Below are 15,893 nucleotides of genomic sequence, written 5' to 3' on the forward strand. Positions count from 1 at the left end.
TTCCGGTACAGCAACCGGAACACGGATATCGACAGCACGCAACGCAACCGGCTCCACATCCGGTTGCGTTTTTTTATGCCCAAAGCCGAAATCACCTTCGCGCAGGTCAATTTTGTTCAATAAACGCGACGCCAGACAGCGCATGTTGATCAACAACAAAAAACACACCGTGCGAGGAACACCAAGATGTCCGGCTTTAGCGCAACACTCAGCCTGTATCTTTCGATGGCCGCCTTTGCCTTGGCCGCCTCCATCACACCGGGACCGGTCAATATTCTGGTGTTGAGTTCTGGCGTGCAATATGGCTTTCGCCCGTCCCTTCGCCTTGTTTTTGGCGCGACGGCGGGATTTTGCCTTTTGCTGCTTTTGATCGGGCTGGGTCTGCATGAAATGCTTGAAGCCTTCCCGCAACTGACCACGGTCATTCAGTGGGCCGGGGTGGCGTTCTTGCTGTTCATGGCCTGGAAACTGGCAACGTCAAACGGCGAACTTGGCAAGGGCGATGCCGCATCTGGACCAAAGGCGATCACGGGGGCTGTCATGCAATGGCTTAACCCAAAGGCCTGGCTGGCCTCCATCGCCGGGATGGGCGCCTATGCCGCGTCCGGCGCGCCAACCCTGATCTGGGAATTCACCGCCATTTACTTTGTCATCTGCTTTGCCTCGGTCGCGTGCTGGGCCTATGCGGGCGCGTTCCTGTCGCGTTTCCTGGGCGAACCATCCCGCATCCGCGCATTCAACCGGGCGATGGCGGTGTTACTGATCGCCAGTGCTTTGTACTTACTAGCAGATTAGAATGGCAACCCACGCCGAAGCGCCTCGTATTCGTCAACTCCAACCCTATTCAACTGCGCAGTCATCTCCGCCACAGCCCTCTGCGCTTGTAACGGCTCTACATCAGCTATCCACTGAAAAGCTTGCTCATTTCCATTCGCTGCACAAGATTTAAAAACGAAAGTACCATCACCTTGTTTTTCAGCAAGCACTCGGCGCGTCGCTGAGTCCGGGGCAAATTTAATGAAGTCGCCATCTTTTGGGTTCGCACGCAAACTCAGTACTGCGTGTGTTTCATCCCCCTTCACCACGAGCCAATACTTGCCCACATCCTCGTTCTGAGCTTCGCAATCAGCTTTCCGATTCAATTTTAAAAGAGGAAAGAAGCGGGGCTCGTCCATTCGGACACTATCACAAAGAGGTTGCACGCAAAGCCAGTACTCGGCGCCATTTCCACCATCGGACTTCAGTATGGACCCTAAACCGAGTGTCGGCCGCCACTTTTCAGGCAGGGGCATAGCTCCATCATACTCACGAATAAGCTTAGATAGCCTGCCCATTCGAACGGTGACATTGCTGAGGTGTTGCTCATCCTGATAAGGCGCATGCCTAGCCGCCTTCTCCCACTTCTTACGTTGTTTCCCTTTAGGTTGTTGACCCAGAGCTGTTGAGTAGCATTTCTCCATCAAATCAAGAAATTCAGAAAGTGGAAGAGAGGTACCTTCTATTTCACGAGGATTAGGGCAGTTTAAATTTATCCAGTTTTCAAATCTTTCTTGAGATAAAGATTCTCTGTGAACAGTATTTGTAGAAAGTATGGACCTCAGCTGCATTATTAGAATATCCAGTCCAAACAATTCTGCATCATCAGAGTCAGATAAATACATACGGTGCCCTACAATTGCCGGATCAAGTTCTTTTGAAAAGGCCGACAATAGGCTATGAGTATTTTTCCTCAATGCCGCAACTGAATTAATTGCAAACGTTGGCAACAATCCATCTGTTATCTTCGAAAAATCTTCAATTAGCCTTTTAGGTAAATCGCTTGGAAGCACTTCTTTCTTATTCAAGAATATAATCCGAACGTCTTCACCAAGTGAAAGGCTGTTGTCGTGGTTCTTCACACACGAAACATCTCTACACTCCTCAACAATCCTAGATTTTAGGTTATCGGGGAGCGAATCGACCTCTTCTCCGGTATAAATGCATACCAACCGTGTTCGCCATTCACCCTTTTGATATGCAGATACTAAGTCCTGGACAATTTTTGATGTTAGTTCCGGGCTCGAGTTTTTTAAGAACCAATCTATGACAACGATATCCGCAATCTTGCTAAGTTTATGGGCCTGCTGAATAACTTCAGTCTCGTCATCATCGGAACTTGGAAACAAAAAAGATGCGGAGATTTCCTGATCAGCAAAACTTGCAATCAGCTCTTTGACCTTCAGATGGTGTTCGTCGGCGGACAAAGATACCGCCTCTACTGCATCCAGAGGTGCGTCGACTTTAATTTGTTCAACCACCTCGGCAGCGCCCATGGCTGCTTCTTCGGAATCATCCTTTTCTATGAGCAAAGGTATCTCTGATGATCCCCGATCCTGTTCAACCCATGGCCTGTCATCAATAAAAACAACGTTTGAAATAAAACTTTTGGCCGAATTAAACTGAAATTCGTTCCACTTTTCCGAGGGGGAAGCTGTCTTCTCCGCGATACTATTCATGTTTCCTCCCTTGGATCAGTATGGATCTTGAAAACTGGACCAACGTTTTCGCCACTCTTAACAAGCGTCAGATCAAAACCTTCTGCTCGCAATGTGCTTCGAGAAATTGATAGACCAATTCCTTTACCGCCAGACTTATCGCTTTCACCAAATTCGAATATTCGATCAACGTCTTTGGCTCGAATTCCGGGCCCATTGTTTTCAATCAGAAACCCTTCTGCGTCTGCATCAAACGTTACGCACTTTGAACCCTCGCCCTCATTGATTAGCCAGTAAATCGCATTATCAACGATGTTCGTAAATGCACCCAGGACAACCGACGACCGCGCAGTAATTGAGTGCTTCAAAAATGCTGCGCTTGGATCAAAGCGGATTTCGTTCTCGTCTATCCGTTTTTTGAACAGCCGGTGCAGATAAATTAAAATCATCTCGCCAGTTAATTCGACTGATCCAGTACGCATTTTTCGACCGATGGGGTCGATAATTTTCAGATAGTTGTCGAGTGTTTCAAAACTTGTTCTGAGGCGATTGTATATACGAAGAAGTCCATCATTCCTGCGAGCCCAAGGCTGGATCTCGTGAATGGCTGAACGCAAATCAGACGCAACATGGTCGAACTCATGTTGCAAAATCCCCAAGCCCATACCCATCTGAGCGTACTCTTCGTAGAACTCCACTTGCTCTTGGAGTTGCTCAGCCCGTTGCTCCCAAACAAAAGCTCGCGTATCTGCCGTATATCCACTTTTGAGATCTTCGATCAACGACAACATTTGATCCCGGACAGAGGAGAAATGTAACAATTGTTCTTTATTGATTTGCTCAAAACGGTTCTGAAACTCCGCATACAACCGTTCGATATCGTCGGGCCTGTTAACAGCGTCGCGCGTAAACTTCTCTACCCCATCCATCATTTCAGACTTAAACTTGGAGAACTCTAATTTGAATGTATCCCTTAACGCACGTTTAAACGCTTCTGTGGCTTGATATGCTTCATTTCGAATAGCGGCCACTTCTTTGACCAGCTCATTTGATTTATTCTGCAAGGCAGCTGAAGCTTGTACGGAGCGATAGACGTCGTCTATTTTGCGACCAGCTTCCTGTAAGCTTGCACTGATTTTGTCTTTTACGGGAGCAAACACATTTTCTTGCAAGTCCGAGATTAAGACTCCATACCGCGCCCAATCCTTAGAAAGAGCACCTTTGATAGGCAGACTGGCAGGCTTGGTAACCCTTGCTGACGCCTCTAAATCTCGCATGCTCCTATAAAATTCTATTCTATGACGGTTCAAAGTCTCGGCATATTCAGTGGGATCTGCAGCAGCATCTATATGGTTGATCAAATTAAGGTATTTAGCCTCAAGCTCAGCAGCATCTTTTGAGTACTCTTCATTTTCGTAAGATGAAAAGAAATTATTCAAGTGATCTGCTAGATTTTTACGCTGTTCCTCAACCCGCTTTCTTTGGTTTTGCGCAGCTTTAAACTCTGCATCAACCCTATCTTTTACTGCCCAGAACAGATCCGATTGATCACCACCACGCCTGAAAAACTCGATTGCCAACCGATCAAGCAAATTCATCAAAATCTGTCGAAAATCTCGGTATGCTTGGTTTTGTCGAAAACCTTCTCTTCCTGCTTTTTCTTGTAAACTGGGATTGGTTTCATGAGACACAGCTGCGTACCCGACCATCCGCCGGAACGAAAAGAATGCATCCTTTGCTGATTTCGCGCGCTTTCTTTCAACGTCCAGAAAATCAAAATCCGAGTTGCCATAGGGTAGGATACGAATACCATCTCGGTACATATAAATCCCACCGAGCGCTTCACACTTATCCCGAAGGCTTTTGTACTCGCCCTGATCCAGAAGGCTTTCGCGCTCCCATCCCATCAGGTACCCAAATTTAAAGCTGAAAGGCCCACATTTTGTCAGGCGCCCTTTCGCTCCAGGCCAGTTACAGATAAAGCGTACAGGTTCGTTATCATAAATTCGGACAGTTCCCTTAAATTGCCCAAACTCGTCGATTTCACCCTCAACATATTGATCGCAGTCTCTAAGTTCTCGATTGGTAAAGAACATGCCGCGAGCAATATGATCTGGAACGGAACCATCTATCTGATGATCGCGAAAATTTGCCGCTATCGGAGGGACATCTGCCTCCATCGAATTGCTGAAACCTAATAGATTGCGTTGCAGAGGTGTCGCTTCCTCATCTCCAGTCCGATCGCCATCGATGTCGCTATTAAGCTCTGGCGCAGTCGGCAGCATGATGAACTGAGTGCCGTACCCTCCATCACGAAGAGAAAAAGTCTTAGCTTCAGGATCACGCTCTTTTGCTTGTTTTTCCAAGAGAAGGTCAAATGCAGCTGGATCGACAGTGATTTGATCAAGCGTTTCACTTAGCTCTTCATATTTTCCCTTGCCAAGCTGAGGACGAAGAACTTCAAGGTTTTTGCGAATATCTGCGACAAGCTTATCAATATCTTCGCGGTTTGGAAGCGCGCCATCTTTAAACTCTGCAATCGGCACATCAATTTGCTGCACTTCAAGGCCAGGCTGCTCAAACAAGCCCCAATGGACCAAACAGACAACAAGATCAGAGACACCGTCTTCTCGTACAGCCCGGGTTAATAACAGTGTGATTGGTGCAATAGCGGCGATGGCCAGACGACCAATCCCCTTTTCCCCCATCATCGGGCGACGCGGCAGTTTTTTGGGGCCAGTCCAAACAGCGTCATCGCTGTTAGCCCCTACTCTGCTCTCAGTGCCAAGAGTGAGCCACCGGTTTTCCACGTCGGCACGTGTCATTCCATAGCCGTCATCACGCAAAACCATAATTCTTTGTTTGCGGAAATAGTCGACTTCGACACGCTCGGCATAAGCATCGTGAGCATTTTTGAAAAGCTCGTGAATAGCTGTCGGGATACCAGCAATTTGTTGCCGCCCCAAAAGATCAACTGCCCTTGCTCTTACGCCAATTTTCGCCATGGATTCTCCCTTAACTCCGGTTTAGCGTACGCAATTCACGGCAGGCAACCCAAAATTGCATTCAAAGCCATACCTCCACCCTTAAGAAGGGGTTACTAGGCTAATAATACGTTCTTGATACGCTCTGCGAGAACTTGCATCATTCTTGGTGGAACCGCATTGCCAATCTGCGTAGCTATTTCGCTTGCGTTCCCAGCAAATTTATATGTGTCAGGGAACGTCTGTAGACGCGCGGCCTCACGAAGCGTAATCGCCCGATCCTGTTCCGGATGAACATAACGGCCCCGTGTGAAGTCCGTGCATCCGGTCGTCAAAGTAGGCGCTGCTTTTTCCCATGACATCCGCCCATAGCAATCTGGGTATTCGTTGTCACTTAACCCCCTGTGACAATCCAAAACCAAGTGCTCCGGCAAAGAGTGCCTACTTCCGCCATTTTTGGGTATATGCTTTAAGCGCTCGAGATTTAGTGGCGAGTGCCGACGTTTGTAATGCAGTGGATCTTCTAGTGCTTCGCAATTGAACGAAGGTTCTGGAAGATCTCCAATGGCATCCCTAACAGTCATGGAATCGCAGTTATTTACATCGAAAAGGCCATCAAGCCATTCTTCACGTAGAGCAGCACAAAGCACCATCCTTACCCGTCGCTGAGGAATACCAAGCTCAGCAGCATCAACCTTTTGCGGCGGTCGAATGGAATAACCAAGTTTATTGAGATCACGACAAAGCTTCTCAAAAACGCGGTTTTTCTCAAGTCCAGGTACATTTTCGAAGACAACGAAAGATGGCTTGAGAGACCGAATGAACTTCACTGATCTCAGAACCAGATCAACCCTTTCATCTTTGGTTATGCGGTTGCGATTCCGGTTACTAAATGGCTGACAAGGGGCACAAACGATTAGTAGGTCTATCTGCCCCTTAAACCTATCGAACGTTCGCGCAGGAACTTTCCTTATATCTCCACGGACTAATTTTACATTCTTATGATTAAGAGAATAGGTCTCACACGCTTTGGGATCGAAATCCAAAGCGCCGACAACATCAAACCCAGCACTCTTGAGGCCAGAAGACACAGCACCAGAACCTGCAAATAAATCAATAGCTTGCAGTTTTTTTACCACTGAGCATCCGTCTATTCTAACTTCCAATTTCAAGTGCCTACTCCCCCATAGGCAGATACCCAAAAACCATACATGACATCCGTTATAAATCACAGATGACTGTTATCGGTTAACAATCTTGCTGTTTTATATTTCTTCAGATGAATTGCAAGCCTTGGCCTCAAGTCATGAGGATTATCAGGCGGCTTGCGCCCGGGCATATTGCCGTGGGGTAGCCGCCATAAGGCGTTTGAAAATGCGTTGGAAATGCGCCTGATCGGCAAAGCCGGTTTCAAGCGCGACATCAACGATCTTTTCCCCACGTCTGAGCGCATGGCGTGCGCGCTGCACCCGGCAATTGATCAGATAGGCATAAGGCGTCATGCCAAAAGTCTTTTTAAACGCCCGCACCAGATAGGACCGGGAATAGCCAACCAGTGCTGCCAGATCATCCAGACTGATATTTTCGGCATAATGGGCGCGGATATACTCGCCCACCCAGGCCATCTTTCGATCATGGACCGCACCGTTGGTGCGCAATTCGCAGCCTCCCAACACACCGCGCCGGTCAAGCTGCACATGCAGATCGCCAAAGAACGATACCAATGCCGTTTCCTTGCCAAGAATATCGACATCCGGATTGGCCAGCATATCGGCCAGATCAATCAAACCCTCATACAGATGCGGATCATGGCTGAGCGTATCGGAAAACATCGCGAACTTTCCGGCTGCGTCGGCATCGAGTTCAATCTGCAAATCGGTAAGCCAGTCCGGATCAACAAACAGCATGTCATAAACCCAATCCGCACCCTTGACCGGGTTGCAGCCATGCACATCCTCGGGGTTGAGGATCACCACTGAGCCTGCCTGCGTTTCATGGGTTTTGCCCCGGTTCCAATAGGTACTGTAACCGCCCTTCACCGTTCCGATGGAAAAGGTATCGTGGCTGTGGCGTTCATAGCAGACCTGATGCCCGTCCGCCACGCGCCGCAATTCGACAAACGGCATGGCGTCATCGCGCCAGAAATGCTGATTGCGGGTATTGGGGGCTGCCATTGTGGTCCGTCTTCTTGTGTTTGGGTGTTTGCTTTATAAATTCGAAGATAGGTCAATTTCCCCGGTGGCGCCACTGTCGCTGTCTGCTTATAGTGCCCCAAATGTTCGATGATCGTTCCGAAGAGTCCCAACCGCGTTTCATGCCGCCCAACGCACCTGTCATGGTCGTCGGATTGCGTCATGCCGTGTTTTTATCGCCCGATGGCGAGATCGAGGAACTCCCGCACGGGGCCGCGGCCAAACGTGCGCGGTCATCACGCCCCATTCTGGTCCATACTCCGGCCTGTGCACGGCGGCTGAAATCCGATCCGTTTCCGGCCCATGACCTGCTGGAGCTGTTTGCCTTTGTCCGCCCGGCACAGTTTTGTGTGCCGACCCCGCGCGGCATTGCATTGGCGACGGGCCAGAAACCGGCCGATGACCTTATTGGTCAGGCAGAGGCACTGGCAGAAGCCATGAAACGCCTTTTGCAGGAACTCGCCACCCTTCATCGCAACAAACGTGGCCCGGCCCTGTCGGTTGCATGGCCGATGGCGCGCGGCCACTGGCCGTGGGGTGTTTCGGTTCTGGCCGCCCTTGGTGCCGATGGCGATGGTCCGCATCGTTATGCGGTATATGAAGGCCTTAAAGTCTGGAAAAAGCTTGGCGAATGGGCCGAACATGCCCCGCCACCGCCGCCTGCCAACTATCCGGTTGATCCCAAGGATGCCCGTAAACGCCTGAAGGAACTTCTGGGCGAAGGCGCGGAAGAACGCCCGCAACAGGCCGACTATGCATCATCTGTCTGCTCCGCCTTTGGACCGCGCCTGCATGATGGTGCGCCAAACATTGTTTTGGCCGAGGCCGGAACGGGGACCGGCAAGACATTGGGTTATGTCGCCCCGGCATCATTGTGGGCCCAGAAGAATGACGGTGCGGTCTGGATTTCGACCTATACCCGTAACCTGCAACGCCAGATCGATCAGGAACTTGATCGCCTGTATGACGATCCCAAGGACAAGCGATTAAAGGCCGTCGTGCGCAAGGGTCGGGAAAACTATTTCTGCCTGCTGAATTTCGAAGAAGCGCAAAGACCGCTTAATCAACAACCGCATCAAGCCACCCCGCTTGGCCTGATTGCGCGATGGGCATCGCATACCCGTGATGGCGATATGGTCGGCGGTGATTTCCCGGCCTGGCTGACCGAATTGCTGGGCAATCGTTTTACCGGGGCGCTTGCCGATCAGCGCGGTGAATGCATCTATGCCGCCTGCCCGCACTATTCGAAATGCTTTGTCGAAAAGACTGTACGCCGCGCCCGCTCGGCCGAGATCGTGGTCGCCAACCATGCACTTGTCATGGTGCAGGCAGCCCTCGGCGGGCTTGATGATGCATCCATGCCGACACGTTACGTGTTTGACGAGGGCCATCATTTGTTTGACGCGGCGGACAAGGCATTTTCATCCCACCTGACCGGGATGGAGGGGCAGGAACTTCGCCGTTGGCTTCTGGGCGCAGAGCAAAAGGGATCATCGCGTGCGCGTGGCCTGAAGCAACGGCTTGAAACGCTGATCCTTGATCGTGACGAACTGCGTGATGCCGTCAATGCGGTGATTGTCGCTGCGCAATGCTTGCCCGAACAGGGCTGGCTATCGCGCATTCATGATGGATCACAACATGCCAAGGGCCCGGCGGAGGTCTTTTTGGCCCATGTCCGGGCACAGGTGATGGCACGCTCCGCCGAGGGGGATCGTGGCTATTCAATCGAGACCGATTGCAAACCCGCATTGAACGAGGTTCTTGCCAGTGCAGCCGACCTTGATCGCGCGCTGGAGGCCATGGAAAAACCGGCCAAATCGCTGATCAAGATCATCGCCCATATGCTCGATGAAAAGGCTGATGAGCTTGACAGTGCTGAACGCCAGCGCCTTGATGCCGCGATCCGCTCGCTTGAACGCCGCGCGATCATGCAGGTTGGTGCGTGGCGTGAAATGCTGGCTTCCCTGGTTGAGGAAACACCAAAAACCTTTGTCGACTGGTTTGCGATTGAACGCCAGTTTGGCCGCGACTTTGATGTCGGCATGCATCGCCATTATCTTGATCCGACCATCCCGTTGACCACATCCCTTGCCCCCACCGCGCACGGCATGGTGGTAACGTCCGCCACCCTGCGTGATGGCACAGGGGACGAAGAATTCGACTGGGCCGTGGCGGAGGATCGTACGGGTGCCGCCCATATGCCGCTGCCCGCCATCCGGGCGGCGATGAAAAGCCCGTATAACTACCGCGAACAAACCCGCGTGTTTATCGTCAATGATCTTGGCCGGGATAACCCGGACCACATTGCGGCGGCCTATCGCGAGCTGTTTTTGGCATCGGGTGGTGGCGCGCTTGGCCTGTTTACCGCGATTACGCGTTTGCGCGCAGTTTACGAACGCCTGACCGGGCCGATGGATGAAGCAGGTTTGCAACTTCTGGCCCAGCATATTGATGGCATGGATGTCTCGACCCTGATTGACATTTTCCGGGTGGAGCGCGATGCCTGTTTGCTGGGTACTGATGCGGTGCGTGACGGGGTGGATGTGCCGGGTGATAGCTTGCGCCTGATCGTCTTTGACCGCGTGCCTTGGCCCCGGCCCGATATCCTGCACCGCGCACGCAAATCGGCGTTCCATGGTGCCCGCTATGACGACATGCTGACACGATTGCGCATGAAGCAGGCCTTTGGCCGCCTGGTGCGGCGTGCCGAAGATCGCGGTGTGTTTGTGTTGCTTGATAACCGCATGCCCTCACGGCTTCTGGGTGCCTTCCCCGATGATGTCGAGGTCCAGCGTGTTGGCCTGCGCGAAGCGATTGAACAAACGCGAAACTTCCTTGGCAATGACCGGGATCGCGAAGAAGGTTAATCGGTTTCTTTAGCCTCAATTGTGACGGCGGAAAGGACATACCATGCATGTCATGCTGATGACCTATGGGACGCGCGGTGATGTGCAGCCCTTTGTCGCGCTGGGTCGTGGGCTGATCCAGAAGGGGCATCGGGTCACCGTTGCCGCGCCGGAACGCTTTGCCAGTTTTATCACCGATCATGATCTTGAACTCGCGCCCCTGACCGATGCACTGATTGCGCTTATGGATGATCCTCAATTTGCCCGTGCGTCTGATCCGAAGGCATCGACTTTTCAAAAGCTGAGATCATTATTGTCCATTGGTAAAAAGGCGCGCGGTCTTCAGGACACGCTGCTTGATGATATTTTCCGCGCCATTGATCAGGCCAAGCCCGACGTCATCGTTTTTCATCCGAAAACCTTTGGTGCGCTACCGATTGGCAGGCACTTCGGCATCCCGGTTGTGATGGCGCAACTGATCCCGTCCTTTATCCCGACCGGCGATTATCCGCATATGGGCGTTCCCGATCTTGTCCCAAGCGGTATCTTGGGTCGCTGGTACAACCGCTTGACCGGCAAGCTTATCTACCGGGTTTTGAACGCAACGCTGCGTCGGCAAGTTTGCCGCTGGGCGGTACGACGTCAAAACGGGATCGAGACCAAGTCTTTGGACATTGTGAAGTCCTGCCAATCCGACAGGCTTCGCATCATTCATGCCTTTGGCAACGCGGTGATTGCCCAACCCGATGACTGGCCGAAACACGCGACCGTCACCGGATACTGGTTTTTGGACGGAGCCACCCAAACAAACCCACCCGATCCGGCAGTACAAAACTTCGTCGAACGCCACAAAAACCTGATCTATATCGGGTTTGGATCAATGCACGGCAATGATCCGACCGTGATGGCAGAGATGATTGCCGAGGCGGTATCGCAGGCCGATGTTAGCGCTATCATCGCAACCGGCTGGGGCGGCATGGATAACATTAACTGGCCATCCAACATCCTTGCGGTGCGTGAAGTTCCCCATGACTGGCTATTCCCGAAAGTCGATATCGTCATTCATCATGGCGGGGCTGGCACCTGTGCCGCGGCCCTCTGCGCCGGTCGTCCATCCATCATCATTCCGTTTTTCGGCGATCAGCCTTTCTGGGCAAAGCGCCTGCACAGGCTTGGTGTTGCGCCACGCCCGATCAAGCCTGCAAAACTTGATGCCGCTATGCTGGCCCGACAAATCAAAACCGTCCTTGAAACGCCGTCCTATCGCAATAACGCCGAACGTCTGGCAAACCAGATCGCCGATGAAGACGGCATCACCAATGCGATTACCCAAATCACGCGCGCCGCTGAGCAACCTGACCTTCCCAAAACTGGAAGCCTTTGACACATCCCGGTGAAGCGCCTAAACACGATCCAGACAAAGCTTGATGGATCGCAACACGTGCAACGCAAACACCATATCAGTCTGATGTTCAGACAGGGCCTTTCGGCGCTGGTGGCTGTGGTGTTCCTTGCCAATACCATCATGTTTGGCTTCATGCATATTCCCATGGCAAAGGCCAACGGTGCGTCACTGGCCTCTGTGATGGATGGGGTGGTGCGCATTCCGATTGTCATTTGCACCGGATCCACTTTCAAAACCGTTCTGGTCCGCGCCGATGGGCTCCCTGATGAGCCGGGCCAGAATGCAGACGCGCCGGATGGCTTTGAATGTGCGCTGTGCGGTTTGGGTAATTATGCCTTTGCCATGCCGGTCACGCCGGAGCTTCCCGAACCGCAAGCAATCGAACTTAGCAACGCCGTTGCTGCCCTTCACATTACCGCGCGCAAGCACGTTTTCTGTGCCCTTGCGCCATCGCCACGCGCCCCGCCTGCTGTTTCTTGACCATTTGCCTTAGCACGCCTGAAAACCCGCAAGTTCCATAACAGGATAATTGCGCGTTCAGATCTGCTTTTTCCCAAAATTACCTGTGCCCTTGTCGTGTCGACGTCACACGCCTTGCGCACATGCATGGACAAGAAACATGACTGACACTTCGAAATCCCCGGCATCACAGGGGAATACAAGCCTGTATCGCGCTGTCTGGCGCTGGCATTTTTATGCGGGCCTTCTGATCCTGCCCTTCATGATCCTGATGGCGATCACAGGGGCGGCTTACGTCTATCGCGATGAAATCGATGACTGGTATCACGCCGACCTTAAATTCGTTGAGGCATCGGGCAAGACACCCCTTCCGATAAGCCAACAGATTGACGCCGCCCTCCTTGCGGTTCCGGGCGTTGCCGCCAAGGTCATGCCCCCGGCAAGTCCGGATCGCAGCAGCGAAATCGTCATTGCCACTGAGGCCGGCGGGCGCGAGGCGGTTTACGTTAATCCTTATACCGGTGACGTTCTGGGGCATATGCCCGATCGCACTACCATCATGTGGGTGGTCCGGCGCATTCACAGCCTTGCCGAATTTGGCACCATCCCGAATTACATCATTGAAATTGCATCAGGCTGGGCGATCCTTCTGGTTTTGACCGGGATGTATTTGTGGTGGCCGCGCGGCAATCAGAAAGGCGGTGTTGTCAGCCTGCGTGAAACACCCAAACGTCGCATCTGGTGGCGTGATGCCCATGCCGTCACCGGCATCTTCATTGGTGTATTCATTATCTTCATGGCAGGGACCGGCATGTTCTGGTCGGTATTCTGGGGCAAATATGCCAACCAGTTTTCCAATGGCACGCCCAATGGATATCCGTCCGGCGTTCGGGTCGATGTGCCGCTTTCGACCATTCCGATGATCGATGCCTTTGGCGACGTAAGTTGGACCAATGAAAACATCCCCCTGCCGCAATCAGTGGATGGTGGAGCCAATCCGGCCACAACGCCAAACCCCATCGGCATTGATCAGGCCGTCGCAACCTTTAACGATATGGGGCTGACACCGGGCTACGCGGTTGCCCTGCCGCGCACTGAGACCGGGGTTTATTCTGCATCGATCTATCCCGATGACTTGTCGCTTCAACGCGTCATTCACTTGGATCAGTATTCCGGAAGGCCCCTGATCGATATGGGCTATGCCGATTACGGGCCGTTCGGCAAGATCATGGAATTTGGCATCAATGTTCACATGGGCCAGGAATTTGGCATCGCCAATCAGATCATCCTGCTGGTGATCTGTGCCCTGATCATTTTCATATCGGTATCGGCTGGCGTGATGTGGTGGAAGCGCCGCCCAACCGGTGCCCTTGGCGTCCCGCCGATGCCGCGCGACACAAGCAAGCTCAAAATGGTCACCGCCATCCTTGCCATCGGCGGCATCATCTATCCGACTGTTGGCGCATCGATGATCGTCATCTGGCTTCTGGATTACCTGCTGGTCGCCCGCCCACAGCGCAAATTGCGCACGGCATAACCCCTGCCATCTCGTCGCGGTCCGCAAACATATTCGGGCCGCGACTTTCCATCTCAGTCGTTCTAGTCCTCGACAATATCGGCATCAATATTATGCCGGATCGCCAGTCGAAGCGCATTGAGGATCGCGATGATATCAATGCCCTCCTGCAACAGCGCGCCTGCAACTGGCGTGATATAGCCTGCTGCGGCAAAGCCCATGGCAACGATGGAAAGCACCATGCCGCCAATCACGCTTTGCAAAAGGATGCGGCGCATCGCCATGCTGATGTGAAGAAGCTCGTCGACGGTCACCAATGAGGCCTCTGGGATCACGGCACCCGCGGCATCGGCCGTCACCGCACTTTCCTTACCAAAGGCGATACCGACGGTGGCGACGGCCAGTGCCGGGGCATCGTTGATGCCATCGCCCATGAACAATGTCGGGGCCTTGGCGGTTTCTTCGCGGACGATCGCAACTTTCTGTTCCGGGCTTTGCGATGCCAGGCTTTCGGAAATACCCAGCAATTCGGAAAGGTAGCTGACCTCGCTTTCGCGGTCGCCTGACAGCAACATGACCTTTTTGAAGTGATGGATGTCGCCAAGATGGCCGACGAAGCTCTCGCCCTCTGCGCGCGGCGTATCGCGGAAGCGGAAGGTCGCGCCATATTTGCCATCGACAAGCACCACGCATTCAAGCCCCGCTGCCGTTTCCGGCAAAAGCCCGGCGATCTCGGGGTCGGATTTCATCAGTTTGTTGCGATGGGTGACGGCAACTTCATGGCCATCGACCTGCCCGCTTAGGCCCTGCCCCGGTTTTTCCGAGGCATGATTAACCTCATCAAGCGGCAGCTTGCGATCCCGCGCGGCGTTCAAAACCGCCGAGGCCAGCGGATGTTTGGAATAACGTTCAAGGCTGGCGGCCAGTCGCAAGACAAGGTTGCCATCCATGTCGGGTGCGGCCAGCACCTCCACCAGTTCGGGTCGGCCATAGGTCAGCGTACCGGTCTTATCGAAAATCGCGGTTTGGCAGGTGGGCAAGCGTTCCAGAACTGTCGGGTCGCGGATGACGATGCCACGCCGGGCGGCGATTGAAATCGCACTCATCACCGTGATCGGAATGGCAATCAAAAGCGGACAGGGTGTCGCCACCACAAGGACGGCCAGAAAGCGTGATGAATCATCACTTAGATACCCGACCAAGATCGCAAACAACAGGGCCGCCGGGGCAAACCACGCACCGATCTGATCACCAAGACGGCGAATGCGCGGACGTTTTTGTTCGGCCTCGGCCATGACATCCATGATCTGGGCATAACGGGAATCCCGCGCACGCTTTTCCGCCCGGATGATCAGGACCGCCTCACCATTGATCGCACCCGACAGCACATTGGTGCCCGGTGCCTTGGCCACCACATAGGGCTCCCCGGTCAGGTAGCTTTCATCCATGCTGCCATGGCCATCAACAACGATGCCATCGGCGGGCGCAGTTTCATGCGGAAAGACCGCGATCAGATCGCCAATGTCGATCTCATCAATCGCGATATCAGTAATCTCGCCATCGGGGGATTTGCGATGCGCGACACTTGGCATGCGCTTGGCCAGGGCATTCAGGGCCGAGGACGCCTTGCGCATGGCAAAGCCTTCAAGAACCTGCCCGCCGGTCAGCATCAAAATGATCAGACTGGCGGCAAGATATTCCGCCAACACCACGCCGGTAACAAACGCAATGGCGGCCAGAAAATCAGCCCCCATTTCACGCCGCAGAAGCTTGATTGCAAGCTGCGCCAAAATGGGGATGCCACCCACCACAAACAGAACCAAAAGCGGGAGGTCGGCCGTGCGTTGGCCCAGCATGATGTCTGGCAGACCAAACACCCCGGGAAACATCAGGATAAAATGCCCCGCCATGGCAAGCAGGGTAATGATCAGAATGGCGCGGTTAAGGGCCGGGGCGGACAAGGTATCATCACACCTTTCAAGAACACCAACCGGTGGCGTGTTTGCCATGCCTTACC

At 53.0% G+C, this 15,893-nt stretch carries 10 protein-coding genes; 5 read left to right on the plus strand and 5 right to left on the minus strand.

Annotation, left to right across the window (positions count from 1 at the left end):
• Nucleotides 1-186 precede the first annotated feature (186 nt).
• A complete protein-coding gene (locus AC5Q5A_RS18625) occupies nt 187-795 on the plus strand; it encodes a LysE family translocator (RefSeq protein ID WP_493896202.1) in 609 nt (202 codons plus the stop codon).
• Here the strand turns inward: AC5Q5A_RS18625 and AC5Q5A_RS18630 are convergent.
• The 4 genes from AC5Q5A_RS18630 to AC5Q5A_RS18645 all read right to left on the minus strand — a co-directional run bounded on the left by AC5Q5A_RS18630 (nt 792) and on the right by AC5Q5A_RS18645 (nt 7,632).
• The gene (locus AC5Q5A_RS18630; RefSeq protein ID WP_493896203.1) at nt 792-2,495 is read right to left on the minus strand and encodes a response regulator receiver domain; all 1,704 of its coding nucleotides are present in this window, start codon (nt 2,493-2,495) and stop codon (nt 792-794) included. The two genes, AC5Q5A_RS18625 and AC5Q5A_RS18630, sit on opposite strands and share 4 nt — an antisense overlap.
• The gene (locus AC5Q5A_RS18635) at nt 2,492-5,479 is read right to left on the minus strand and encodes an ATP-binding protein (RefSeq protein ID WP_493896204.1); all 2,988 of its coding nucleotides are present in this window, start codon (nt 5,477-5,479) and stop codon (nt 2,492-2,494) included. Before AC5Q5A_RS18635 ends, AC5Q5A_RS18630 begins: the two co-directional genes overlap by 4 nt.
• Before the next feature lie 95 nt (nt 5,480-5,574).
• Nucleotides 5,575-6,630 (minus strand): DNA cytosine methyltransferase, encoded by a 1,056-nt coding sequence (locus tag AC5Q5A_RS18640; RefSeq protein ID WP_493896205.1) that lies wholly within the window; start codon nt 6,628-6,630, stop codon nt 5,575-5,577.
• Nucleotides 6,631-6,774: 144 nt separating this feature from the next.
• Complete coding sequence (locus AC5Q5A_RS18645; RefSeq protein WP_493896206.1) at nt 6,775-7,632, minus strand: AraC family transcriptional regulator; 858 nt, start codon at nt 7,630-7,632, stop codon at nt 6,775-6,777.
• Between the two features lie 101 nt (nt 7,633-7,733).
• Here AC5Q5A_RS18645 and AC5Q5A_RS18650 point away from each other — a divergent pair, with 101 nt between their 5' ends.
• The 4 genes from AC5Q5A_RS18650 to AC5Q5A_RS18665 all read left to right on the plus strand — a co-directional run bounded on the left by AC5Q5A_RS18650 (nt 7,734) and on the right by AC5Q5A_RS18665 (nt 13,897).
• The gene (locus tag AC5Q5A_RS18650) at nt 7,734-10,517 is read left to right on the plus strand and encodes an ATP-dependent DNA helicase (protein ID WP_493896207.1); all 2,784 of its coding nucleotides are present in this window, start codon (nt 7,734-7,736) and stop codon (nt 10,515-10,517) included.
• Between the two features lie 43 nt (nt 10,518-10,560).
• Nucleotides 10,561-11,880 carry a glycosyltransferase gene (locus AC5Q5A_RS18655; RefSeq protein ID WP_493896208.1) on the plus strand — a complete coding sequence of 440 codons (1,320 nt, stop codon included), beginning with the start codon at nt 10,561-10,563 and terminating at the stop codon, nt 11,878-11,880.
• Nucleotides 11,881-11,937: 57 nt separating this feature from the next.
• Entirely contained in the window at nt 11,938-12,381 is a 444-nt protein-coding gene (locus AC5Q5A_RS18660; RefSeq protein ID WP_493896209.1) for a DUF2946 domain-containing protein, read from the plus strand.
• 139 nt (nt 12,382-12,520) lie between these two features.
• Nucleotides 12,521-13,897 (plus strand): PepSY-associated TM helix domain-containing protein, encoded by a 1,377-nt coding sequence (locus AC5Q5A_RS18665; RefSeq protein ID WP_493896210.1) that lies wholly within the window; start codon nt 12,521-12,523, stop codon nt 13,895-13,897.
• Between the two features lie 62 nt (nt 13,898-13,959).
• Here the strand turns inward: AC5Q5A_RS18665 and AC5Q5A_RS18670 are convergent, their stop codons facing one another.
• Nucleotides 13,960-15,885 (minus strand): heavy metal translocating P-type ATPase, encoded by a 1,926-nt coding sequence (locus AC5Q5A_RS18670; protein WP_493896211.1) that lies wholly within the window; start codon nt 15,883-15,885, stop codon nt 13,960-13,962.
• Nucleotides 15,886-15,893 lie beyond the last annotated feature (8 nt).

The organism is Thalassospira sp. CA1, from assembly GCF_059052855.1.

Bases quoted from the DNA above. Each gene is read 5' to 3' on its own strand.
- AC5Q5A_RS18625 (WP_493896202.1), top strand. From the start codon at position 187: ATGTCCGGCTTTAGCGCAACACTCAGCCTGTATCTTTCGATGGCCGCC.
- AC5Q5A_RS18630 (WP_493896203.1), bottom strand. From the start codon at position 2,495: ATGAATAGTATCGCGGAGAAGACAGCTTCCCCCTCGGAAAAGTGGAAC.
- AC5Q5A_RS18635 (WP_493896204.1), bottom strand. From the start codon at position 5,479: ATGGCGAAAATTGGCGTAAGAGCAAGGGCAGTTGATCTTTTGGGGCGG.
- AC5Q5A_RS18645 (WP_493896206.1), bottom strand. From the start codon at position 7,632: ATGGCAGCCCCCAATACCCGCAATCAGCATTTCTGGCGCGATGACGCC.
- AC5Q5A_RS18650 (WP_493896207.1), top strand. From the start codon at position 7,734: ATGTTCGATGATCGTTCCGAAGAGTCCCAACCGCGTTTCATGCCGCCC.
- AC5Q5A_RS18655 (WP_493896208.1), top strand. From the start codon at position 10,561: ATGCATGTCATGCTGATGACCTATGGGACGCGCGGTGATGTGCAGCCC.
- AC5Q5A_RS18665 (WP_493896210.1), top strand. From the start codon at position 12,521: ATGACTGACACTTCGAAATCCCCGGCATCACAGGGGAATACAAGCCTG.
- AC5Q5A_RS18670 (WP_493896211.1), bottom strand. From the start codon at position 15,885: ATGGCAAACACGCCACCGGTTGGTGTTCTTGAAAGGTGTGATGATACC.